This window comes from Streptomyces sp. NPDC039736 (assembly GCF_055596485.1).
On sequence record NZ_JBVIUQ010000003.1, the window covers coordinates 769,725 to 791,835 of the forward strand.

General features: G+C 68.7%; 20 protein-coding genes and 4 pseudogenes. 10 read left to right on the top strand and 14 right to left on the bottom strand.

Features of this window, described 5'->3' with window-relative positions; translation table 11 throughout:
* The first annotated feature begins 128 nt into the window (after positions 1 to 128).
* From ACZ56L_RS12920 to tpg, 3 genes and pseudogenes are all read left to right on the top strand, one after another.
* Positions 129 to 758 carry a hypothetical protein gene (locus ACZ56L_RS12920; RefSeq protein ID WP_471063728.1) on the top strand — a complete coding sequence of 210 codons (630 nt, stop codon included), beginning with the start codon at positions 129 to 131 and terminating at the stop codon, positions 756 to 758.
* A gap of 18 nt (positions 759 to 776) precedes the next feature.
* Positions 777 to 872: pseudogene (locus ACZ56L_RS12925) on the top strand (IS5/IS1182 family transposase); the annotation flags it as partial.
* Entirely contained in the window at positions 842 to 1,177 is a 336-nt protein-coding gene (gene tpg, locus ACZ56L_RS12930; protein ID WP_471063730.1) for a telomere-protecting terminal protein Tpg, read from the top strand. The pseudogene ACZ56L_RS12925 and the gene tpg, both read left to right, overlap by 31 nt.
* A 69-nt stretch (positions 1,178 to 1,246) precedes the next feature.
* Here tpg and ACZ56L_RS12935 read toward each other — a convergent pair.
* Both ACZ56L_RS12935 and ACZ56L_RS12940 read right to left on the bottom strand, forming a co-directional pair.
* Positions 1,247 to 1,604, bottom strand: a pseudogene (locus ACZ56L_RS12935) (transposase); the annotation flags it as partial.
* A gap of 151 nt (positions 1,605 to 1,755) precedes the next feature.
* Positions 1,756 to 3,024 (bottom strand): hypothetical protein, encoded by a 1,269-nt coding sequence (locus ACZ56L_RS12940; RefSeq protein ID WP_471063732.1) that lies wholly within the window; start codon positions 3,022 to 3,024, stop codon positions 1,756 to 1,758.
* 435 nt (positions 3,025 to 3,459) lie between these two features.
* Between ACZ56L_RS12940 and ACZ56L_RS12945 the strand changes: the two are divergent.
* Positions 3,460 to 4,460, top strand: a pseudogene (locus ACZ56L_RS12945) (IS5 family transposase).
* Between the two features lie 58 nt (positions 4,461 to 4,518).
* On the opposite strand, the gene ACZ56L_RS12950 reads toward ACZ56L_RS12945, so the two are convergent.
* The 8 genes from ACZ56L_RS12950 to ACZ56L_RS12985 form a co-directional block, all read right to left on the bottom strand.
* Positions 4,519 to 4,662, bottom strand: coding sequence for a hypothetical protein (locus ACZ56L_RS12950; protein WP_471063734.1), 144 nt, complete (start codon positions 4,660 to 4,662; stop codon positions 4,519 to 4,521).
* Between the two features lie 209 nt (positions 4,663 to 4,871).
* A complete protein-coding gene (locus ACZ56L_RS12955; RefSeq protein WP_471063736.1) occupies positions 4,872 to 5,225 on the bottom strand; it encodes a hypothetical protein in 354 nt (117 codons plus the stop codon).
* A 174-nt stretch (positions 5,226 to 5,399) separates the two neighbouring features.
* Positions 5,400 to 5,639: a hypothetical protein gene (locus ACZ56L_RS12960; RefSeq protein ID WP_471063738.1), complete on the bottom strand. Its 240-nt coding sequence runs from the start codon at positions 5,637 to 5,639 to the stop codon at positions 5,400 to 5,402.
* A gap of 26 nt (positions 5,640 to 5,665) precedes the next feature.
* On the bottom strand, positions 5,666 to 5,791 hold the full coding sequence (locus ACZ56L_RS12965) for a hypothetical protein (protein WP_345227122.1): 126 nt from the start codon (positions 5,789 to 5,791) through the stop codon (positions 5,666 to 5,668).
* Positions 5,766 to 6,479 (bottom strand): hypothetical protein, encoded by a 714-nt coding sequence (locus ACZ56L_RS12970; protein ID WP_471063740.1) that lies wholly within the window; start codon positions 6,477 to 6,479, stop codon positions 5,766 to 5,768. The genes ACZ56L_RS12965 and ACZ56L_RS12970 overlap by 26 nt, the downstream gene beginning before the upstream one ends.
* Positions 6,480 to 6,546: 67 nt before the next feature.
* Positions 6,547 to 7,020 carry a hypothetical protein gene (locus ACZ56L_RS12975; protein WP_471063742.1) on the bottom strand — a complete coding sequence of 158 codons (474 nt, stop codon included), beginning with the start codon at positions 7,018 to 7,020 and terminating at the stop codon, positions 6,547 to 6,549.
* Between the two features lie 1,628 nt (positions 7,021 to 8,648).
* Positions 8,649 to 9,008 (bottom strand): hypothetical protein, encoded by a 360-nt coding sequence (locus tag ACZ56L_RS12980; RefSeq protein ID WP_345227116.1) that lies wholly within the window; start codon positions 9,006 to 9,008, stop codon positions 8,649 to 8,651.
* 82 nt (positions 9,009 to 9,090) lie between these two features.
* Complete coding sequence (locus ACZ56L_RS12985; protein ID WP_471063744.1) at positions 9,091 to 10,035, bottom strand: SpoIIE family protein phosphatase; 945 nt, start codon at positions 10,033 to 10,035, stop codon at positions 9,091 to 9,093.
* 1,087 nt (positions 10,036 to 11,122) lie between these two features.
* On the opposite strand from ACZ56L_RS12985, the gene ACZ56L_RS12990 reads away from it, so the two are divergent.
* Together ACZ56L_RS12990 and ACZ56L_RS12995 are read left to right on the top strand one after the other, a co-directional pair.
* On the top strand, positions 11,123 to 11,461 hold the full coding sequence (locus ACZ56L_RS12990; RefSeq protein WP_471063746.1) for a helix-turn-helix domain-containing protein: 339 nt from the start codon (positions 11,123 to 11,125) through the stop codon (positions 11,459 to 11,461).
* A gap of 187 nt (positions 11,462 to 11,648) precedes the next feature.
* A pseudogene (locus ACZ56L_RS12995) lies at positions 11,649 to 12,179 on the top strand (phosphotransferase); the annotation flags it as partial.
* 439 nt (positions 12,180 to 12,618) lie between these two features.
* Here ACZ56L_RS12995 and ACZ56L_RS13000 read toward each other — a convergent pair.
* From ACZ56L_RS13000 to ACZ56L_RS13010, 3 genes are all read right to left on the bottom strand, one after another.
* Positions 12,619 to 13,497 (bottom strand): hypothetical protein, encoded by an 879-nt coding sequence (locus ACZ56L_RS13000; protein WP_471063748.1) that lies wholly within the window; start codon positions 13,495 to 13,497, stop codon positions 12,619 to 12,621.
* A gap of 86 nt (positions 13,498 to 13,583) precedes the next feature.
* Positions 13,584 to 14,081, bottom strand: coding sequence for a hypothetical protein (locus ACZ56L_RS13005; RefSeq protein ID WP_345227106.1), 498 nt, complete (start codon positions 14,079 to 14,081; stop codon positions 13,584 to 13,586).
* A 378-nt stretch (positions 14,082 to 14,459) separates the two neighbouring features.
* Entirely contained in the window at positions 14,460 to 14,714 is a 255-nt protein-coding gene (locus ACZ56L_RS13010) for a hypothetical protein (RefSeq protein ID WP_471063750.1), read from the bottom strand.
* A 332-nt stretch (positions 14,715 to 15,046) separates the two neighbouring features.
* Here ACZ56L_RS13010 and ACZ56L_RS13015 point away from each other — a divergent pair, with 332 nt between their 5' ends.
* Both ACZ56L_RS13015 and ACZ56L_RS13020 read left to right on the top strand, forming a co-directional pair.
* On the top strand, positions 15,047 to 17,485 hold the full coding sequence (locus ACZ56L_RS13015; protein ID WP_471063752.1) for a polysaccharide lyase 8 family protein: 2,439 nt from the start codon (positions 15,047 to 15,049) through the stop codon (positions 17,483 to 17,485).
* A gap of 270 nt (positions 17,486 to 17,755) precedes the next feature.
* Complete coding sequence (locus ACZ56L_RS13020) at positions 17,756 to 18,397, top strand: maleylpyruvate isomerase N-terminal domain-containing protein (RefSeq protein WP_471063753.1); 642 nt, start codon at positions 17,756 to 17,758, stop codon at positions 18,395 to 18,397.
* A 349-nt stretch (positions 18,398 to 18,746) separates the two neighbouring features.
* On the opposite strand, the gene ACZ56L_RS13025 is transcribed toward ACZ56L_RS13020, so the two are convergent.
* On the bottom strand, positions 18,747 to 19,601 hold the full coding sequence (locus ACZ56L_RS13025; RefSeq protein ID WP_468689291.1) for an alpha/beta hydrolase: 855 nt from the start codon (positions 19,599 to 19,601) through the stop codon (positions 18,747 to 18,749).
* Between the two features lie 344 nt (positions 19,602 to 19,945).
* On the opposite strand from ACZ56L_RS13025, the gene ACZ56L_RS13030 reads away from it, so the two are divergent.
* Complete coding sequence (locus ACZ56L_RS13030; RefSeq protein WP_345227093.1) at positions 19,946 to 20,542, top strand: TetR/AcrR family transcriptional regulator; 597 nt, start codon at positions 19,946 to 19,948, stop codon at positions 20,540 to 20,542.
* Positions 20,543 to 20,754: 212 nt separating this feature from the next.
* On the top strand, positions 20,755 to 22,059 hold the full coding sequence (locus ACZ56L_RS13035) for a glycosyltransferase (protein WP_471063756.1): 1,305 nt from the start codon (positions 20,755 to 20,757) through the stop codon (positions 22,057 to 22,059).
* Positions 22,060 to 22,111 lie beyond the last annotated feature (52 nt).

Below are 22,111 nucleotides of genomic sequence, written 5' to 3' on the forward strand. Positions count from 1 at the left end.
TGGTCAGCCGCGCGGGCGATGAGGCGGCATCGATCTTGCGGCCTTGGGATGACGACCGGGCGGCTGTCAAAGCGAAGAATGGGTCGCGTTCCGCCAGCCAACTCCCCTTCGCAGAAAAGGAGATCGTCATGACTTCGCTGTCGCTGCCTGCTCGGCGCACCGCCACCGCTGCCATCGCTGCCCTGGTGGCCGGGTTCACCCTGTGCACCTCGTCCATCGCCTCGTCCGCCGAGCAGCGCACGGACCACCGCCGGCCGGGCGCGGCGCGAATTGTCGGCAGCGGGGACTTCGTACTGCCGTACCTGAACGACAACGATGTACGCTCCTTCAGCTTCGACGCGGTGGCCGCCCCGTACAGCATCCCGCGGCCCAAGATTCCCACGGGGCTGCCCGTCGACGCGCGGGGGACAGTACGCATCTCGCACCACTCGGCTGACCAGAACGTCACCTATACCTCCGAGGGCCAAGTGGAGTGCCTGGTCACCGGCCCGAACACGGCGACGGTCACGGCCCTCATCACGAAGGTCAGCCACGAGGAGACCGGCCTGCTCGGCAAGCGCGTCGGACTGAGCGTGCACGACGGCGGAAAGGGCGGCAAGGCCGATCGGGTGGGCTTCTCGTGGAACGGGGTGAACCTGCTGCCGAACAGTGAGGACGCCGAAGTCGGCACCTGTATGGCCCCGGCCCCGTACGCCCCCGTCGTCAAGGGCGGCTACACCGTCACCCACGCCGAACTGGCACCGCTCCCCCGCCCGTAAGAGGCGTGTGCCACGGCCCGCACCCGTTACGAGCGACGCGCCGACCTCCACCAGGGCCTGCTCGAACTGACCTGCAGCCTCATATGCCTCCGCCGCCTCCGAATCGTATTCTGAAACGATCAGTAAGTAGGCAGCCGGCCAGCAGCGGACTCAAGGTGGAAACCCGCCCCGCCTTCGGCTACAAGGCCGCCGGGGGATCGACCGACGAAGCGCGCATGCGCCGGGTGACGATCAAGCTCTCCGCAGCCCACGCGCGCCGCCTGTTCGACGCCCGCGAACAAGGGGCCAGCGACCAGCAGATGAAGGAAATCGTCGCAGACGGAATCCGGGAAGAGTATTTTCAGGACGGCGGACGCCGGGCACGAGACCTCCACGAAATCGAGCTGGAGAACATCGACTACCTGGATTTCGAGTTCTGAACGATGAGCTTTCATGGCCGGCATCAATTACCTGGGACCGAGCACGCTAGGGCGCGTATTGAGTCGTGATCACGTGGCTCGGCTGAGGTCTTTGATCCAGATCATGGAGGCCCGGAGGTGGAGTCCGGCTTGGTAGCTCTCGGGGGTCTTGTCGTAGCGGGTCGCGATGCCGCGCCAGGCTTTCATCTTGTTGATCAGGCGCTCGACGGTGTTTCTCGCCTTGTAGAGCTCGGCGTCGTGGCTGACCGGCCGGCCGCCTCGTCGGCCCTTCCTCTTCCGGTTGGCGGTCTGGTCCTTCTTCTCCGCGATGACCGCCTTGATCTGCCGTTTGCGCAGGTAGGCGCGGTTGCCGCGGGAGCCCCTCTGGCCGAGGTCGGCGCGCTGCGGGCGACCGCACGTCTGGACTGACTGCGGGCAGGCGCCATCGCCGATGAACCTTGCAGTTGCTTCCACGGGAGGGTGGGACCTCATCGGCCGCTGGCGGTCAACCGGTCAGCAGGATCATGCTTGGTTCTGCTGACCGGCGCCGCGGATCTGTCACCCCTTCGGTGTTCTGAAAGAGTTCAGTGGCTCGACTGTCAGGGGGTTCCCGCCGGGACATCGACGTGCAGATGGTTGCAGGTGTCGGAGATCTGGGTGATCCAGTTCGGCAGGGCCGGCTGATTTCCCGGGCAGTTCAACTGACCGATGCGGGATCCGGATATGAGATCGTCGCGGACGACCCCGATGGCGGTGAGCGACCAGGCGTCCCGGCCGGTGAGGGTGTGTTGGTCGACGATGGCCAGATCGAAGGCAGCGCCGGCATAGTGCCGGCTACCTGTGCTGTGGCCTGTGCCGTTGCCAGTGAGGGCGGAGATGTAGAAGCTGTGCCCGTAACTCAGATGGACCAGGGAACGCAAGATCACCGAACTCAGGTGGCTGGTGCCGACCGCGGGTCGTCCATCGGCGGTCTGCTCCAAGTCTTCCGTGACGACCCTGCCACCCTTGTTGATCGCCGGGTTGGCCAGGATCTGCTTGGCCAGGAGTTGCGGCGAGGCGTGACTGTAGACGGCGAACTCCTGACGACCGTTGCCGTCGGTGTCGACCGCGAGCGGAACCTCGTCCCGTCCGGCGCCCTGGTAGTCGAAGCCCCAGTAGGTTCCGTCGTCGCGGCGTATGGTCATCCTGCCGTCACGGTAAACGGCCAGTTCCTGCTTTCCGTCGCCATTGGTATCCACGACGAACGGAACGTCGCTGGCCGTCGCGCCGGCGAAGGTGACACCCCACAGCGTGCCGTCCGCGCGCATGAACGTGAACCTGCCGGCTTTGTACACACCGAATTCCTGCACGCCGTCCCCGTCGGTGTCGACCGCCAGAGGCAATTCCAGTCGGCCGGCTCCCGGGAACGTCCGGCCTGCGAGGGTTCCGTCATCGTTCATCCAGGTGAACCGCCCCTGGTAGTAGACGGCGGGCTGTTGTCTGCGATCTCCGTGGCCTCGGAGGTTGATGGACAGGGGAACCTCGCCCTGACCGGCCCCGGCGAACGTCACGCCCCACAACGATCCGTCGTCGCGCCGTATGGTCACTCGCCCGTTGTAGTAGACGGCCAGTTCCTGCTTGCCGTCTCCGTTCGTGTCCATGGCGAACGGGATCTCGCCGTAGCCGGCGCCGGGAAAGGTCACCCCCCAGTACGATCCGTCGTCCCGCAGAAAGGTGAAGCGGCCGCCGGTACCCGCGTGCGCGAGACCGGGGAGCGCGACCACGGATGTGACGATCGCCAACACCAGACAGACCATCGCCGTCCGCCTGCTTCGTAAGCCTTCGATCATCGCGCTGACGAGGTGCGCGCGTTGTATCTCCCGTTCCATGTTCACTCCTTGGTTCGATCCGGATGTGACACGCGATCCGACACTGCCCCGCCGGGAAATGCGCCGGACGAGAGACCGGGGGCGTGCGAGACGAACCGCATCGCAGACCCTGCACTCGTGCGAAGACCCGTCACAGGGGCCATGTGGTGCAATCCGGCGGACCGTTCGGCCCTTCGAGGGCCGAAACAGGGGATGAGGCGGCGTGCGTCCCTGACCGCCCCCATGGCGCGGTGGCCGTAGCCCTGTCAGCGGCACGGTGCGGGGATTTCCGGTACCAGGACCGGACGCAGCCGACTCGTCACGTCCTCGGTACCGGTGCCGGAGTCACGGGATCCGCGGCGGACTTCGCCGGGGCCGCTTAGGGCGTGTATTCAGGCGTGATCAACTTGCGGGATACCCCCTCGTGTCGAGGGTGTATCCGGTAGACCGTCTTGTATGACACGGGTGCAACTGACAGATGCGGAGTGGGAGTTCATCGCGCCGTATCTGCCTATCGGTGAGTACGGCCCGTATCCCGAGCGGCTGCGGCAGCAGTTCGAGGGCGTGATCTGGCGGTTCGGAACAGGTGGACAGTGGCGGGAGATGCCGGCCGAGTTCGGGCCTTGGCCGACCGTCCACAACCGTTTCCGCCAGTGGCGGGACGCGGGCGTCTTCGAGTCCCTGATGGAAGGCCTGATTGCCGAGGCCGCGAAGCGGTGCGAGGTGGACCTGTCGCTGGTCAGCGTGGACTCCACCACAGTCAGGGCCCACCACGACGGTGCCGGGATGTACCTGGATGACGAGGTCCTCGCCGCTCTGGAGCAGGCCGCGGCCGAGGCGGAGAAGGCCCGGCAAAAGGGGGCACTTCCAAAGGACAAGACGGGCAGAGCGCCGGAAGCGAGCCCGCGCGAGAAGAGCGCAGGCGTATCCGGCGCCGGCACAGAGTCCGGCTGAAGGCCGCCCTGCTCGGGCGCTCGCGGGGCGGGCAGACCAGCAAGGTTCACCTCGCCGCCGACCGGAAGTGCCGCCCGCTGGCGATCATCCTGACCGCCGGACAGGCCGCCGACAGCCCCCAGTTCATCCCCGTCCTGCGCAAAGTCCGGGCCCGGGGCCCGTCCGGACGCCCCCGCACCCGGCCGGACGCGGTCGCCGGGGACAAGGCCTACTCCTCCCGCAGCAACCGCGCCTACCTGCGCAAACGGCAGATCAAGGCGGTCATCGCGGAGAAGAAGGACCAGACCGCCAACCGGAAGAGGAAGGGCCGACGAGGCGGCCGGCCGGTCAGCCACGACGCCGAGCTCTACAAGGCGAGGAACACCGTCGAGCGCCTGATCAACAAGATGAAAGCCTGGCGCGGCATCGCGACCCGCTACGACAAGACCCCCGAGAGCTACCAAGCCGGACTCCACCTCCGGGCCTCCATGATCTGGATCAAAGACCTCAGCCGAGCCACGTGATCACGACTCAATACGCGCCCCAGTTGGCCACTGAGTACCGTAGTCGGCACTCTCGTGCTCAGAATCCGAGTGCGGTCGTGTCCGACCATGAGGAGGTTGTCGGTTCTTGGCCCTCGCCGCCAGATTGGCGGATGCGCACCGTGCCGACGTCCAGGTTCACCTGGGACAACGGGCCGTCTGCCAGCCTGATGTTCTTGCGCACGCGTTCCTGTTCCATGGCGCGCTTGCAGCCTGGCCCCCAGGATCGCCCTCCTGGATGAGGTCGACACCGATGGGTGACAGGACCTTGGTCTTGTGCCGGAGAGGAGATCCAGCCCCGAGCCTCCATGGCCAGCAGAACACGCTCCCCCAGGTATGCGAAGACGCCCAGAGCAACGCCTCCTCCCACAGCCGGCAACAGGGTGTCCATGATCAGCGACCAGACCTCAAACGATCGACCCAGCGGCCGAGGCCCCGTCGTGACCGGCGAGGACGCGGCTGAATCGGATAACGCCCTCCCGTTCTTGCCTGACCGGCTTCATGGGGGTTTCGTCCCCAGTGATCGTCGGGCGACAGAATCGGTGTCTTGCGTTCTGCTTGCGCCCGGATCTCAACATGGGATTCGTGAGCAGTGATGCGGAACGCCTCCTCGTAGGAGGCCAGGGCCCCACTCATGGCCCCGCCCGCGAGACCTCGGCGGCGAACACGTGACGCCAGCCAGGTAAAGAAACCCAGGACTGTGGCAAGGCCACCGATCAACATCAGGAACGGTATGAACGCATCCATGGATCTGAGCCTACTGAGCAATTTCCATCCTGACGTCGCAGCTCATCGGCCTTGTGTGATGGTCGACCGGCGCGCTCGGGTTGGTCCAGGGGGGAGATCGCTAGCACGTGATCGTCCGTCACGGGCACGTTCCGGCGTTCCTGGGAGCGGTCCTGGCAATGGACCGCGTACGTTCTACGGCATGATGGATGCGGTGTTGTCCATCGCGCTCGTCGCGCTGAGTGTCTGACCAGCTCCACGGAGACACCCGCGCACATCGTGTGTCGGCAGATAGCGCACCCACGGAAACGTCGCCGGCAGCACATCCAGGGCCAGCGCCCGCCCGCTCTCGGTTCGCATCATCTCCACGAACATCCGGCTCGTGGCACCCATCACCTCAAGGTCCTGATCCGCCCGCGCCGCCGTGGTCAACACCAGGTCCTCCTTGGCACCGTGCCGCTTCAGCGATATCCGCCGGGCCCGACGACGTAACCGAAGGCGACTTCGAGTGCGTCGAATCCACCGAGGTCGAAGTGGGTGTCGAGACGCTCGTCGAGGCCGTCACCGTGCCGCGGCAGCTCGGTCAATGGCGAGATCGGCGTGCCCGGTGAGGCCCATCGTGTGCAGGGACGCGAGCGCGATCTCGATGATCCAGGCCGCAGTGTCCGGTGCCCATTGTGGGCAGCTTCCGGTGAGCGAGACAGGCTCCGTCCGGAGTGGGTCGAGAGTCAGGTCGAGCAGGTCCCAACTGTATTCCACGATGCGATCGAGCAGTTCGGACGCCATGCCGTCCGTAATGGGCCGGCCGTCGAGCGTGAGCGTGAGCCGGATGTCTACGCGAACCCCTGGGGGTGCCAGGGCGAACCAGCGGGCCTCGCGTGCCCACTGGAATCCGTCGGCGAGGGCGAGGCCGAGCGGCGCATGGGTACGCAGCCCGGTGAAGTCCAGGTGCCCCACCCGGGCCAGTACATCGCAAAGGACCCGGGTCATGGGCAGAACCGGAAGCTGCTGTCCGGTCAGGCCGGTGGTCGGGTGGACCGTCAGCCGGGCGATCTGTCGCGGCCGCTCGTCCTGTGACCAGTCCTGCTCGGTGTCGACCAGGTCCCAGCGCGCTCCATCCAGCCGGGGCCGAGCGGTGGATTCGGGCAGGCTCCAGCCGTAGGCGGCGGCCCTCGTCACAGCGAGGCTGAAGACGTCCTCGTCGAGGTCGTGGTCGGCGTATGCCTGGCCGAGCCACTCATGCAGCCTCAGCGTTCCGTGAACGGCGACGGCCATGGGCCAGGTCTCCCGCTCGTCGGCGATGCTGTGGCTCCCTCTCATGCTCTGCCTTCCCTGGGTGGTGTCAGCGTGCGCCGCAACGAAGGTTCTGGGGCGCGGTCACCAGCTTCTCCGCCGAGTCGATGACCCATTCGATATCGACGTCGACCCGACTGCGCCATGCCGTCAGCGTAGTTCCGACACAGGTGTAGCGGACATGGGTCCGCCGGGCGCTGTCACCTCCTGGCTTGACCACCTTGGAGGGGCCGGTGACCACGGTGCGCCACCCGCCTCCCGTTCGAACTTGAAGCTCAACGGTGACTCGTGCCTTCTTTTGCTTGTGCTTAGGGTTCTTCGTCTCCCACCAGCCATGGGCGGAAGCCGACGCGGGGGGCGTGCTGGAGAAATGCACCGGATCGCCGACCGTGTCGAAGTCCCTGGCGGCCGAGGCGAGCCTCTCGACGGGATCCGCCGACGGCCCAGGGGCTGCGTGTACGGGAACACCGACAATGCACGCAGCCGCAACGGTTACCGCTGTGAAGGGGATTCTGCCTCTCATGACGTCCTCAATGGGGAGGGGGCAGGCCCTTGCGCCGTCGCCGCCAGGGACTGAAATTCCCACGAGCAAGCCATCCCGGCATCCGGAGTCGGCCCGTACTAAGACCATTTCATCCTGATTTTCCAGGCCGCGTACCTTGTGTGAGCCATGGTGTGATAATGGCCAATTAAACCTCCCCGCTTGCGGCCAGTGGGTGGGGAACCAACTGGCCGCCAGCGGTCACACTGAGTTAGTGCCATCGTGATTTTTACTGGTCAGTGGGGCTGGTGTGGTCTGTGAGTGGTGAGCTTGTGCCGGTAAGAAGCTTGATCGTTGTGGGGAGATCGTCCGTCACCTGTGAACTTCGGTGGTGGCGAGGACGAGAAGAGCTCGCAGGGTGTACCGCAACTTCGGCAAGGATCTCCCGTCTGGAGATGACCAGACCTTCTTCGCGCGGAGGCTCCATGCCGCCACGGTGTACGAGTGAATGGTGCGCGCCCAGCAGCGGAAACGACGTGCCGTCAGTCGTCCGGCACGTTCCGTAGCCCGGTGTCCAGGGCTTGCTGGCGCATGTTGTGATTTTGCGTCAGCAGCACCGGCTCCCCGTCACCCGCAGGCGGGTGGTAGGCCCACGCGTTCCCACATCAGGCGATCGTGACCGGCTCCTCCGGCACGACGACGGCGAGGACCGCGACCACCCCGACCTCCGCGGCGTCCGGCCGCCGCGCCTCGACCGGCGCACACCGCGGACAACGCGCGCAGCGCCCCGTACGCCTGGCTGTGCCCGGCCCCGCCCTCCGTAAAGGAAGCGGGCGTTCTCCCGTGCCCACTCCCGCACCAGCAGGGTGTCGCCGATCCCGTCCAGCAGGACAGGCTCCTCCTCGTCCCATCGGCCGCGCAGAGCGAACGGGTCGGTCTCCATCCTCTCCAGGACAACCAGGGTCTCGTGCTGCCCGAGCCACGGTGCGCCGTGGCGAGCTGGAAGACACGGCATCACAGACTTGGCCCCAGCTGTGGCCAATGCAGCCCCTGAGCATCCAGGCGCTCGATGGTCATTGCCACGGGGCGTGCGACGTGCCCCAGCAGCGGCACGCACACCTGTGGCGGTCTTCACGTCTTTCCCGTGCCGTGTTGGCGGGCTACGGGTGCGCGGCCAGGTTGAGGGCGGCTTGGAGGTCGTCGGCGAGGGTGAAGTGGGGTGTGAGACCGGTGGTGTTGAGCCGGTTGCGGAGGGTGGGATGGAGGGGGCCGGCCAGGATGAGGTGGGTGTTGGTGGGTGCGGCGGGCGGTGAGGAGCCACTGCAGGAAGGAGGCGCCGGAGCACACCAGCCCGGACACGCCGATGACGACGGTGGGCAGCACCGTGCCGGTCGTCGTCTCCAGGGCGGAGTTGAGGGCGTCTTCGTCGGCGTAGTGGGCGTGTCCCGCGATGCTGATCACCCAGCATCCGCTGTCCTGGCGTACGCGCGCGGTCACTGGAGGTTCCCCGAACATCGCAGCACTATGACTACTGTGACCGCGGCCGCCCCTGCCCCTGACCGGTATCCGCAGGTGTGGACTGCGGCGGGTGAGCAGATCGCTGCATACCGGAGCGCTGGTGCACTGAGGGCAGGCCCGCGTGACAGCGGCGGCGTTGCGCAGTCAGGTGCTCAGTGGTCGGAGTAGCTGAAGTCGCCGACGGTCCAGGCACTGATGTCGTCGATTGCGACCCGGTACATTCCGCCGGTTTCCGGAATACCGGTCGTGCCCTGCAGGATGCGGGCGACGTGGAAGTGCAGATGGGCCGGCGGCCCGTCTTCCTTTACGGGGGTTTCGAAGACGGCGGCGAACGCGCCCAACTGGTCGGAGTCGGTGAGGACCTCCGCGACCCTGGCCCTCCAGACCGCTTCGGGGGCCAGGCGGCCGGTGATGACGGCGCCTCCGGCAACCACGGTCAGGGACATCTGGTTGCTCTGCCCGGACTCCACCAGGGCCGCGATGTTCACGAGCAGCTCGTCATGCTTCGGCATGAGGCAGATTGTATGCACGGGCCGGACCGTTGGTCACAGCACCGCCCCACCGGAGCAGCCCCCGTCCGGCCGCCAGCAGTTCTCACCACAGCCCCTTGATGACGGTGACTATCGCGTCGTCGTGGTGTTTGCCGGCGCTGCGCAGCAGGTGCGCGGCGATGACGGTGGGGGAGTGGTCAAGCACTCCGGGAAGGGTGTGGGGGGGGCACCGGGGGGAGAGGCCGTCTGAGTGCAGGACCAGTGCGCTGCCGGGCGGCAGCGGGTGGGTGAAGGTGCGCAGGAGGTACATCTCGCCTCCCGCGGTCCCGGGCATGGACACCAGGCCGGTCTTGGAGGTGCCCGTGATGATTGCGGCGCTGTTGTTGCCGACCCCGCAGAACGACACCTCCCCGACGGCGGGCTCGATGCGCGCCACGGCAACCGCTGCACCCCGCGTGCTGCCCAGTTCCCGATGGATCTCCTGGACGATGTCTTCGGGGGTGCGGCCCGTGCCCGTGTAGAAGGCGTGGACGGTGGCCTGGGCCGCGATGCGTGCCAGGGCTCCGTGGCCCAGGCCGTCGCACAGCATCACCAGCCATGCCCGGCCCCACTCGCCGGGAGCCCGGTCGGCTGGGTGCGGGGTGCGATGCCGTCCCAGCGGGCGGCCCACCCGTCTCCGCACTCGTGCTCTCCGCTGACGGGCCGGGTCATTCCGCCGGCCGTCTGCGTGGCCGTTCCGTCCGGCGGTGCGGGCCCGGCCGGGGACCGTGCGGGGCCAGAACCGGGCCGGCAGCACCGTCCCCTGTCCCGGCAGGGAGTGGAGGTCGAAGGTGTCGGCGAGCCGGGCGATCATTCCCAGACCGATGCCCAGGGTTCCGGCGGTGGAGCGGCCGTCGCGCAGCGAGGCGGCGGTGTCCGTGACGCCCGACCCGCGGGCCACGGCGAGGAACTCGACACCGGCATGCTCGGCGGTCCGCACAATGCGTAGCAGGACTGCCCCGTCGACGGCGTGCTTCTTCAGGTTCGAGGTGGCTTCGGCAAGCGCCACGCGGACCTCACCGCTGCGGTGCTCACTCAGCCCGACCCGGCCGGGAGGCCACCCCGTGGGCGGCCGTCAGGTCGTCACGGAACCACGCCACGTTTTCGTACGCCAGGAGTATCCCGCTCACCGTATGCCCCCGGCGGCACATGGCCTGTCGGCGGGTGACTTCCGCTGGGCAGGGCAGGGTCCATGCCGTTCTCCGTGAGGTGCGCACGGGCGGGAGAGCTCTCCGTACTGGTGGGGGACAGTGTGCCCCCGAACAGCGTCTTCACCGCCATGGGGTGCCCCGTGATGCGGTTGCCTGACACCGCATCAGCCTCGGAGGAGAGCGCAGGTTGTCTCACTCTCGGAAAAACGAAAATCTCCACTGGCCACGGTAGACATTGTGTGGTGAGTGTGGTTATGGTTTCTCTCGTAGCCCAGAGAGACAGCAGGGCCTGGCAGGAACGAACTGCCGGGCATCAGTACCGCAGTTGCAAAGCGGTGCGGTGGTGGAGTTCCGAAGCCGGTCAGTGGCAGATGGCGACGGAACTGACCATCGGACCGGGTGGCCCGCAGTGATCAGGGGCCACCACCAGCAGTACCTGAAGATGCAGTACGCAGTACCTCGCAGTGCAGGTAGGTCAGCAGTACCTCGGTGAAGGCGTTGGCTGCGGGCGCGCGCACCGGGAGGTCCGGCAGTGGGGTTCTAAGCCAGAGCAGACGCATGAAGGGCGACGGGGCTGGCTGCCGGAAGGCGTGGCGCTTTTGCAGGTCACCACGCGGTGCTCTGCCAGGCCGCGAGCAGTACGCAGTACCAGTAGTTCAGTTGTGTGATCCCAGAGGGATGAACGGAGGAACACCAGCGCCATCAGGATCGCCCGGACGGAAATGCAGAATCCGGGTACCGCAGGACATCGCGTAAGTGAGGTGGTCTGAGGTCAAGCAACCGCGATCCCCGCACCCCCGACAGCACAGACGTCGGACGGACGGAAACAGAAGGCCGGCGCAGTACCAGGGCCGGCAGATGGTGTAGCAGTTCCTTCGGGGCCCGGTGCCACATGGTGCCGGGCCCCTCCAGCATGACCCCGCCAAGCTGCATGGAGAGGTGCCAGTGACAGCAGAGACGTCCCACAACAGAATCGATGACGACGATTACCCCGCCTACACCACGGGGCGGGCCGCCGACATGATCGGCACCACCCAGAGCTTCCTCCGCGCCCTGGGCGACGCCCGCCTCATCACCCCGCTGCGCTCCGAGGGCGGCCACCGCCGCTACTCCCGCTACCAGCTGCGCATCGCCGCCCGCGCCCGTGAGCTCGTCGACCAGGGCACCCCCATCGACGCCGCCTGCCGCATCATCATCCTCGAAGACCAGCTCGAAGAAGCCCAGCGCATCAACGCCGAACACCGCCATGTTGCGGGAGCCGTGAATTTCCCGCCCGCAGCCTGAGGAACCGCCGGCACCAGAGCGCGGAGGCAACGAACCCAGCAGGAAATCAGCAGCGGAGCCGTGGCGGTAGCGCCGTCACACTCGAAGAACCCGCGCGGCCCTTGCCGCGTCACAGCCGTCCCAAGGCTCGCCGCGGGCAGGAGGCTCGGCCCCCGCGGGGAACGCCGTGACGGACAGGGCGACCGCTATGGACGATCACTCGGGCCCACGGGGCGTGTCACCGGCACTGCTCGGCATCGGCGGCGACTGGCTGCCTGTCACCACCGGCGAGTCAGGGGCCTACGTCTTTCGCAGTGCGGACGCCCGTCGGTATGCGAAGTGCATGCCCGCTGTAGATGCGGCGAACCTGGCGGCAGAGCACGACCGGATCGAGTGGCTGAGCGCTCAGGAAGTACCGGGACCGGCCACCCTCGACTGGTACGACACTGATGCGGGAGCCTGTCTGGTGACAAGTGCTGTCCCTGGCATTCCTGCTGGTCAAGTGTCGGCCGAGGATCTGCGGCGCTCTTGGGACAGTGTCGCGGATGCGATTCGTCGACTGCACGAGGTACCCGTGTCACAGTGCCCGTTCCACCGGAGCCTGGACACCATGGTCACCCTGGCACGCGACGTCGTCGTACGTGACGCCGTGAACCCGCAGTTCCTCCCCACCGACCAGCAGCACACACCTCCCAGCGACCTACTGGCCCGCCTGGACCAGCAGGTCCCCATACGGCGCGGTGGCCCAACCTCGTGGCCGGTGGTGGTGTTGAGGGCGTAGCCGCCCAGCCGCCCCGCCGCGCGGCGTGCCGCTGCTCAAGGTCCCGCAGCTGACGCGTGATTTCCTTCTCACCACGCGAGGTGGACCCCTGGGCGCTCGCGGACACGGCCGTGGCCAGGACCACGCCGGTTCCGAGGGGGAGCATCCCGCGTCGGGACAGGGGGCTCGCGCGTTCTCCGAGATCACCGTCTTCTCCTCCGGCAGAACGGGCTGACAACGACCAGGGGTGCGGATCCGGATCACTTGGTTCCGCGCGATGCGCCCGCCCCCTCGGCCTATGCGGTACGCCTGCCCCGCCGGGCCCACGAGCTCCGGGCCCGTGCACACAACGCCGCCCGTAACCGATGACGTCGCACGTATCGGATGCGGACCTGCACCCGTCCGTCGGGCCGCGGCCTCAGGGTGACGGGGACACCAGGGAAACGGAGACCACCGTCGGCACCGCCCCGCCCGCCGCACGCAGCCCCTCGGCGACGGCTTCCAGCAACCACACGGCGAGGTCGGGCGTCCACTCCCGCGTACGACAGTCCAGACGCATCACCTCGCGCATGCCCGTCGTGTGCAGCACCTCGTCGAGGTCCAGGGCAAGCCCGGCCCCGGGCCCCTCGGTCGCGGAGGCCGCCTTCGTCCCCGGCGTCGTGCAGGTCACCGCCCCCTGCGCCAGGTCCCCGAGTCCGGCGCAGACCGCGGCCGCCTCCTGCTCAACCGTCGCTCCCCGGCCGCCGTCCCCGCCGGGCACCCGAAACACGGTCACTGCCACGTCGTACGCGGAATCCGGATCCGCCAGACCGAACCACGGGGCCAACTCGCTCTGGAAGAAGGCCGTGTCGTACTGCGCCGCCTGCAACGGCAGCAGTGCGTGCAGCCCGGTGAACGACACCTCGCCCACTCGCTCCAGCACCTCGGTCAGTACCAGCGTCATCGGCCGGACAGGCAGCCGCACTGAGGAACCCGGGGTCTGCGCAGCGTCGAGGAAGCCCGCCTGGAGCCAGGCCAGTTGGCGCACCGCTCCGTCCTCGGTCCAGTCGCCGCCGACCTCCTCGTGCGCCCAGGCAGTGGGCTCGTGCCGGGCGGTGGTCCGTCCGTCCTCGTGCAGCCATCGGCTCAGCGTCTGCCAGCCGTAGGCCCCGGCCCGGTCGATCACGAGGCCGAGGACGTCCTCCTCGAGGAAGGAATCAGGATCGGTCTCGTCCGAGATTCCTTCCAGTACCCGGTCGAACCACGGATGCCGTACGAGACGTCCGTGCAGGCCGACGATCACGGTGGGTGGGATCACAGGCGCTCCTGGAAAGCGGGCGGCGCCGGAGATTTCTCCTCTCCGGCGCCGCTGTCAGCTCGTGTTCACTCGTTCACAGTCCCGAATCAGACGCCACAGTACAGCGACTTGGTGTCGGTGATCTTCCTGTTCGCGTCGTCCGGGTAGCCGATGAGGTCGACATCGACGATGCTGCGGAAGGAGTGCTTCTGGATGAGGTTCGTGCACTTCCACTCGGCCTGGGAGCGCTTGGCGCTGCCGCCGCCGGAGTAGACGTTCTTGGACTTGACGTTCAGCGTCCGCCATCCGGTACCGGACTTGACCTGGAGCCACACCGTGACCTTGGCCTTGGTGGCCGGCCCGCTCAGCTTCTTCCACCAGCCGTGTGCGTTGATGGTCTTCTGCACGGTGTGGGAGAAGTGAACGTAGTCGCCGCCGGTGACGAACGCGCCCACTCCGGCGGCGGCACGCGCTTCCTCCTGGCCCAGGCTGTAGCTGTTCGCATCCTGCGGGATGTCGCGCTCGGCGGCCTGCGCCGGAACGGTCATGGCGACGGTCAGCAGGCCTGCCAGGGCGGCCGAGGCCACCCCTGTACGTATCCGCACGTGTATTTCTCCCCGATTGAGTTTCCTGGCGCCCGGACCGGGCGGAACCCGGCCCCGTGGCGTCCGACTCCCTGACCCAACCATCATGACGATCTTCGGGCAACCCGGATTCCCTGTTGCTGCGTCCGGCAACTCGGTCCGTTCCGCGCCGCGTTCGGCATTTCTGGTGGGTCCGTCGCGGTGTGCTCACCGACGGAGGCGACCTCGCCGATCCGGCCCCCACCCGCCTCCTCACCGACCACCCGTCCCGGCGCGCTTCCCACGGAGTACCGGGACGAGGGAATATCGAGCGGGTGCGCCCGGAGCTTCAGGTACGTGCCCACGGTGCCGACAACGGGCATCCGGGTCCGGAGCGCCCTCAGGGCGGCCGGGTCCGGCTCACCCCCGGCGGCACACGGAGCTCAGCATGTCCGCGGACGCGAGCACGGCGCCCCTGGCGATCAACGCACCGGCGGCGTCGACGGGCCGACTCGCCCCCGCCCGCCCGGTCACGACCAGCAGGGCGGTCGACAGCAGCGACGCGAAGTACGAGAGGGCCCCCAGCAGCCGGACGTCGCCTCGCTCGGTGCCGTGGTCCCGGACGCAGAAGACGCCACCGACCGGGCCGGGCCCCAGCGCGAGTACGCCAGCCACTGCCGGCCGTCCTCCGGCGGCCACCCGGCGGCCCCGCCGTCCTCACGCTGCGCCGCACCCGCCCACTCTGCTGCCCGCCGTGTGTCCCTCGCCATGCCGCCCCTCGTGCTCGTGGACACGTCCGTGGACGCCGCACTCGGGGCCTTCGCCACGGCCCTGGTCAGAGCCCGGACACCCCCGGGTGGTGGCTTGCGGGCTCTTTCGATCAAACGATCAAAAGAAATAAACCAGAACAGCACATTGACGCGCCGATCGACGGCATGAAACAAATCGCTGCACCACGCGCGGTTCCAGGTTTCACGACAGCTCCTTCCCCCGAGGTGTCCTCGCCCATGCTTCCTGCCGTCCCCGCTTCCCCCCTCTCCCGCCGCGGTCTGCTGCGCGCCGCAGCCGTCGGTGCCGCGGTCGCCGCTTCCGCGCCCGCCACGCATACGGCCGCCGCGGCCGGCACAGACGACGCGATCGGCGTCCTGCTGCCCAAGTGGCGCGCCCTGATACTGGGTTCGGGTTTCGATCCGGCCGCCGAGCCCTTCGTCTCCCGGCTGGCCGCACTCGGCGACACCGCCCGTGCCCTGCGCGCCGCGATGGCCCGCCGGGACGGGTCCCTGTGGCCCGACCTGCCCTACGCCGACCCCGCCCCGGACACGGACCCGGAGTCGTACACCTACTCCGGAAACCTCCACCTCAGTTACGTCAGGCTGCGCACGCTGGCCGAGGCACACGCCCAGCCCGGCACCGGGCTCACCGGTGACGGCGTCCTGCGCGACGACATCCTGGCCGGTCTCGACCATCTGCACGCGCAGGCCTATCACGCGGGGCAGTCGCGGTACGGCAACTGGTACAGCTGGCAGATCGGCGCTCCGCAGGCGCTGCTCGACATCGACGTCCTGCTCCATGAGCACCTCGGTGCCGACCGCGTCGCACAGCACTGTGCCGCCGTCGACCACTTCGTGCCCGACAGCGCGGTCGCCCAGTACACCGGCACCTCCACCGGTGCCAACCGCGTGGACCTGTGCCGGGTGCTGGCCCTGCGGGGAGCCGTCGGCGCCTCGGCCGCGAAGCTCGCACTCGCACGCGACGCGCTCTCCCCCGTCTTCCCGTACGTCACCAGTGGGGACGGGCTGTACGCCGACGGCAGTTTCATCCAGCACAGCCACATCCCGTACGCGGGCTCGTACGGGTCGGTGATGCTCGGCGGGCTCTCCCTGCTGTTCGCACTGCTCGAAGGGTCGGCATGGGAGGTGCGGGACGGCAACCGGCAGATCGTGTTCGACTCGGTGGAGAAGGCGTACGCGCCGTTCCTCTTCAACGGGCTGGCCATGGACGCCGTTTCGGGGCGGGCCGTGAGCCGTGGGGCGAAGGCGGCCGACAGCGGTGTCCGCCAGGACGACCAACTGCGGGGCCAGTCGATCCTCGCGGGCATCGCGCTGCTCGCGCAGAGCGCCTCCACCGCGGAGCGGGATCGCTGGTACGGCATGGTCAAGGGCTGGCTCGCCCGCCAGTACTACAGTCCCGCGCTCACGCGGCCCGGGCTGCCCGTAGCCGCGCTCGCGCGTCTTGCCGAAGTCGCCGGGAGCGACGCCGCGGCGACTGCGGAACCGGTCGGCCACCGGCTCTTCCCGGGCATGGACCGCGCCGTGCACCGGGGCGACGGATGGGCGGCCTGCCTCTCCATGGCCTCCCGCCGGATCTCGTACTACGAGAACGGCAACGGCGAGAACCTGCGTGGCTGGCACAGCGGTTCGGGAATGCTCTACTGGTGGGGGGACGACTTCGCCAACGGCCAGTACAGCGACGACTTCTGGGCGACCGTGGACCACCATCGCCTGCCCGGCACCACCGCCTCCCGCAAGCCGCTCGCGGATGCGGAGGGAGGCGCCTGGGGGGCGGCCAGGCCGGACGTCCGCTGGGTCGGCGGGTCGACGGACGGCACGTACGCCTCCGTCGGGCAGTACCTCAAAGGGCTGTCCTCCACCCTGCTCGCCAAGAAGTCCTGGTTCCTGCTCGACGACACGGTCGTCTGTCTGGGGGCGGGCATCCACGCGCGTGACGGGCAGGGTGTCGAGTCCGTCGTGGAGAACCGCAACCTGGGGTCCGGCGGGGTGCACGCGTTCACCGTCGACGGCCGGACGCAACCCGGCACGCTCGGCTGGAGCGCCTCTCTCGGCGGCGCACGGTGGGCGCACCTGGCCGGACACGCGGGATACGTCTTCCCGGGCGGCGCCCCCGTCTCGCTGAAGGCCCTGCGCCAGGCGCGCACGGGCGCGTGGTCGGACATCAACCGGGGCGCTTCCTCCGACCCCGTCACCCGCCGCTATCTCTCCCTCTGGTTCGACCACGGTCCGGACCCCACCTGGGACACGTACTCCTACCTGCTCATGCCCGGTGCCTCTGCGGCGCGGACAGCAGCTCGCTCGGCGGACCCCGACTGGCTCACCGTCCTCGCCAACACCGGCGACCGGCAGGGCGTGCGTGTGCCCTCGCGCGGCTTCACCGGGGTCAACTTCTGGAATCCGGGCAGCGTGGGAGACCTCACCGTCGGCACACCGGCCTCGGTGACGGTCCGCGAGGAGCCGCGGACGGCCACGGTGTGCGTCTCGGGCCCGCTGCGCGACGGCGCCGCCGTCGACCTCACATGGGACCGGCCGGTCTCCGCCGTCGTCTCCCTGGACCCGGCGGTGCAGGTGGTGTCGACGGGAGCCGCACTCACGCTCCGGGTCTCCCCGGGCACGCGCGGCGCCGTGCACACCGCGGTGGTCCGGGTGGCCTGAGTGCGTACGGGGCAGGAGCCCGCCCCGCAGGACGGGCCGGGTGAGGAGGTGTCCTGCGCAGGGCTGCCGGGCGTGGAGGAAGGGGTGGGTTCGTTTGCGGCTGCCCCGTCGGGTGATCCGTGGTCGGGCGCGCATGGTCGACGCGATCCGGTACCTCGCAGACAACGACGGGACTTTGGCCCCACCGATCGCTCGTCCATATCTTGGTCAGACAATCCATCATATGGACGCCTCGGCTGTGACGATCTTGATGCGGGCAGGATGCCTCGCATGACCAAGGAGATACGCAAGGCATACCTGCTGGGCGCCGAGCGGGCCGTGCACCTGCTGGCCACGGAAGAGGTGGCGCGCCGCTGGGACAAGGAGTCAGTGCTGCCGGGGATGACGGTTGGTGGACTGGCCGGTCACCTTGCGCGCAGCGTCCTGCAGGTCGAATGGTTTCTCGACGGCAAGACAGTGGGCACGGAGCCCGTATCGCCAGTGCGCTACTACGCGCGGCTCGTCGGCACGTCCTTGCCGGGTTCCGCACTCAACGTCGGTGTACGCGCGCGGAGCGAGGAGACGGCAGCCGTCGGCCCCGCCGCCGTGGCTGAGCAGGCGCGCGCTGCATGGCAAAGGCTGGCACAACGGCTGGACCAAGAGCCAGCCGATCGGCGAGTGGCCATCCTCCACCGGCCTGGAGAGGAAATGCTGCTCGATGGCTACCTCCAAACCCGATGCGTCGAATTGGCAGTGCACCTTGATGACCTGGTTCTCAGCGTGGGCGCTCACTGCCAGACGCCCGAAGCCACGCTCGCCATCGCAGTCGATGTCCTTGTCGCAGCCGCCCGTGACCGGCACGGCGATCAGGCCGTACTGCATGCGCTCGCCAGGCGTGAACGTGACACCGACCAGGCTTTGCGCGTGCTGTGAGAAGCCGTATTCCTGTCGATCATGAGGACGGTCCTGATCGAACAGGGCCCCTGGTCGGGTGATCTTGACCGGGTGGATGTATGAAGACGGGGCCCCTTGGCAGCTCGGGGTTGCGACGCCACTCGTGCACCATGGAGGCCCTGTGGTCCCAGTCTTGCGTGACGGTGCGGGTCCCGTCCAACTCCCGCGTGTCGGCGTGCGATTGCCTCGCGCATCGATTCGGGAACGCTGCTGACCGTCCGGACAGGGCGCGGTGGTATCCGTCGGACACGACGGATACCCAGTGAGCGGTGGTGAGGGACGCGCTGCCGGTTCCGGCGTGGGCCGCCGAACGGCGAGGCGTCCAGATCTACTGGGCCCGGCAGGTCCTGAGGTAGCTGAGGAATGATGCCTGGAGTCCGGTCACGTGCGTTTCGTGCATGAGTGCACTGGTGACGGATGCGTTGCGCGAGGTGAGGCGGTGCAGGAACGTGGCCGTGTTCGTCGCGAGATTCTGGTAGACCGCCATGTCCCCGAGGATCTCCCGTTCATTGAACGTCACATGCAGCTTGGTGGCGGGCAGGTCGTCTCCCCTTGCCTCCAGACGCGCGAACACCTGGCTGTCCGTATGGACGATGCCCGGGCTGCCCGCGCCGATGCTGTCGAAGAAGGTGCTGCGGGTGAGCCAGGCGTAGAGACTGAAGAGTCCGCCGTAGGAATAGCCGAAGAGGCCGTGACCGGACGGGGCGGTGCCGTAGTCGCGTTCGATCCGCGGGTGGAGTTCGTCGGTGAGGAAGTCCAGGAACACGTCCCCGCGGCTGTCGCGCAGTTCGGCGAGCTGGGAATCGGCTTGCTCGCGAGTCGTCGTGCCCCTCTCGACCCCCAGCTCCACCGCATCGACGTACTCCTTCGCGACGGGTTCGCCGGGGGGCACGAGGTCGCGGTTGCGCAACCGGTCCCAGTGCTCCGCTTCTTCGCCCGCGTACCCCACGCTGACCTGGATGTAGGGCTGGATCGACTGCATCGGGTCCAGTTGCGTGACGATGAGAGGGGCGGTCATGCCCACGGCCCAGTTGCCGTCGAGCACGTACACGACGGGTGCCTTCGCCGTGGCCGGGTCGTAATGCGGTGGTGTGGTGACCCAGACGCCGTAGTCGTGCCCGCCGCCGGAGCGCATCTCGAAGTAGTCGGTGTGGGCGAGGCAGCCCTGCCACATGGTGCTCATCTGTGGTCCTTTGCGGTGTGGCCGGCCTGGGTGACGCGGACGGCATGGGTGACGAGGACGGCGTGGTTGACGCGGTGACGCGGACGGCTTGGGCGGGGGCGGAAACATCGTGCTGGAGACGCCAAGGGGGGCACGGACGCTTCGTGGAGGGGAGGGAGGTCGACGTCGCCGGCTCGGTGGGGACGTCGAGGCCGCGGGGACGACACCCCGCCCGCCGACGACCGCCGTGCCGACTGCCCGAGCAGGCGCCGCGGTCGATCCTCCGGCGCTGCGAGCCGACTGCGACCATGTGCGCAGCGATACGGAACCACCCTTCCTTCTTTTCCAATGGATAAACTGTGGGAGTGATCCTGTCAACCTCGGAACGCAGGGGCAACGCGCGCGAGCGACTCCTGGCACGGCTTCTCGACGCCTTCGGCGAGGCCCTGCCCCCGCCGGAGATGTCGCTCCGTGAGGTCGCCGCCCGGATCGAGAGCAGCCATGCCCTGTTGCGGTACCACTTCGGCTCGCTCTCGGGCGTCCTGGCCGCCCTGCTCAAGGCGCAGCGATCGCGCGACAACGAGGCACTTCTGGAGGCCGCCCGACAGGGCACTTTCGACGATGTGGTGCTGTCGATCTGGCGTACCTACACCCGGCCGGAGCAACTGTCGCGTGCCCGCGGCTTCTTCTATGTCGTCGGTCTTGCCGCGTACGGGCCCGAGGCATTCCGTGAGTTCGTGGAGTCGCTCGACGACCTGACCGCGGTGCTGTCCTCGCTCGCGGAACGCGAAGGGCTCGGCACGAAGGAAGCACGGGAGACGGCCGACGTCACCATTGCCGCGATTCGCGGCCTCCTCCTGCAGGAAGTGCTGACGCCCGGCACCTGCTCGCAGGACGCGGTCGCCTTGATCCTGCGCATGAGAAGGGGGCGATCCGATACGCGGTCACGTGGGGAGCGTTGAGCAGGTCCGTGGCCGCCCCGGGGCCGTGCGTGGCAGTGCGTGGCCGTGCGGCGGTCGATCACGGCTGCCGGCGACGGCAGATCGGTGTGCACCGAGCCGCTCACCGGCCTCCCCCGGAACGGCGGCCCGACCAGCACCCCTCCGAATGTCGTGCCGCCGGTCATTGAACCGGGCTGCCCCGGGGCATGCTGGCGGGTGTGAGAGTGGTGATCATGACGGCTGGTTCGCGCGGGGACGTCGCTCCGTTCACCGGGCTGGGGGCCGGGCTGGTCCGTGCCGGGTACGAGGTGACGCTGGCGACCCACGGTCCGTTCGCGCCGCTCGTGGCGGGGTCCGGGGTGCGCTTCGCCGCCCTGCCCGGTGATCCCCGAGCGGTGATGCAGTCACTGGAGGGCCGTGGGCTGCACGAGAGCCGGTCCGGCGCCGGGAAGCTGCTGAAGGCGGCGGCTCTGGCCAGGGACGTGGCCACGGAGATGACGCCGCTGCTCGTGGACGCGGCACGCGACGCGGACGTCGTCCTGGCCGGTGGGGCGGTGGCGCCGCTGGGATACGCCATCGCGGAAGGGCTCTCCCGCCCCAGCATGGGGCTGTTCCTGCAACCCCTGCACGGGACACGGGAGTTCCCGCCGCCCATGCTCGCCGGCCACCGCTCCCTGGGGCCGGTGGGCAACCGGTGGAGCGGCAACGCCGTCGCCGCGGCCATCGACACCGTCTTCGCACGGGCCGCACGTACTCTCGCCCCCGAATTCGGCCTGCCGTCCACCCGCCTGGCAGCCGCCCGGCGGGCACGGGAGCGGCAGCGGTGGCCGGTGTGGCACGGCTTCAGCGAACGGGTGGTGCCCCGCCCCCGCGACTGGCGCCCCGGCCTGAACATCTGCGGCTACTGGTGGACCCACGACACCAGCCGTCAACTTCCCCCGGAACTGGAGGACTTCCTCCAGGCCGGCCCGCCGCCCGCCTACGTGGGCCTGGGCAGTGCCACCACGCCCGACCCGCGCAGGACCAGCGCCCACATCGTCGCCGCGCTCCGTGCCGCCGGGCTGCGGGGAGTCATCCAGCGCGGTTGGGCAGGGCTCGACACCACCAAGGAAGATGTCGCCCAGGAGGACGCCACCAAGAAGGACGTCGCCCAGGAGGGCTTCGCCGGGGAGGACGTCGTCGCGGAGGACATGATCACTGTGGGGGACGTCCCGCACTCCGCCCTGTTCCCCCGCACCGCCGTTGTCGTCCACCACGCCGGCGCCGGCACCACCGGCTCCGCCCTGCGCGCGGGAGTGCCCTGCGTGCCCGTGCCCGTCCAGTTCGACGCGTTCTTCTGGGCCTCCCGCCTGGTCGGCCTCGGCACCGCCCCCGCGTCCGTTCCGCTGCGCCACCTGACCGCCGCGACCCTGGGCGACGCACTGCGCCGGGCCACCACCAACCCCGCATACCGTGCCCGCGCCCGGCACATCGCCGACCAGCTGGCACGCGAGGACGGCGTGGCCCCCGTTGCCTCCGCGCTGGAACGGATGAGGTGACCTCCGCCTCCCGGAACCGCCGAGGGCGCCGCCTCGTGCAGGCGGCAGGGGT

What these genes read in the sequence shown, in the direction of transcription:
- ACZ56L_RS12920 (WP_471063728.1), top strand. Translation starts at nt 129, where the DNA reads ATGACTTCGCTGTCGCTGCCTGCTCGGCGCACCGCCACCGCTGCCATC.
- tpg (WP_471063730.1), top strand. Translation starts at nt 842, where the DNA reads ATGCCTCCGCCGCCTCCGAATCGTATTCTGAAACGATCAGTAAGTAGG.
- ACZ56L_RS12940 (WP_471063732.1), bottom strand. Translation starts at nt 3,024, where the DNA reads ATGGAACGGGAGATACAACGCGCGCACCTCGTCAGCGCGATGATCGAA.
- ACZ56L_RS12955 (WP_471063736.1), bottom strand. Translation starts at nt 5,225, where the DNA reads ATGGATGCGTTCATACCGTTCCTGATGTTGATCGGTGGCCTTGCCACA.
- ACZ56L_RS12970 (WP_471063740.1), bottom strand. Translation starts at nt 6,479, where the DNA reads ATGGCCGTCGCCGTTCACGGAACGCTGAGGCTGCATGAGTGGCTCGGC.
- ACZ56L_RS12975 (WP_471063742.1), bottom strand. Translation starts at nt 7,020, where the DNA reads ATGAGAGGCAGAATCCCCTTCACAGCGGTAACCGTTGCGGCTGCGTGC.
- ACZ56L_RS12980 (WP_345227116.1), bottom strand. Translation starts at nt 9,008, where the DNA reads ATGCCGAAGCATGACGAGCTGCTCGTGAACATCGCGGCCCTGGTGGAG.
- ACZ56L_RS13015 (WP_471063752.1), top strand. Translation starts at nt 15,047, where the DNA reads ATGCTTCCTGCCGTCCCCGCTTCCCCCCTCTCCCGCCGCGGTCTGCTG.
- ACZ56L_RS13020 (WP_471063753.1), top strand. Translation starts at nt 17,756, where the DNA reads ATGACCAAGGAGATACGCAAGGCATACCTGCTGGGCGCCGAGCGGGCC.
- ACZ56L_RS13025 (WP_468689291.1), bottom strand. Translation starts at nt 19,601, where the DNA reads ATGAGCACCATGTGGCAGGGCTGCCTCGCCCACACCGACTACTTCGAG.
- ACZ56L_RS13035 (WP_471063756.1), top strand. Translation starts at nt 20,755, where the DNA reads ATGACGGCTGGTTCGCGCGGGGACGTCGCTCCGTTCACCGGGCTGGGG.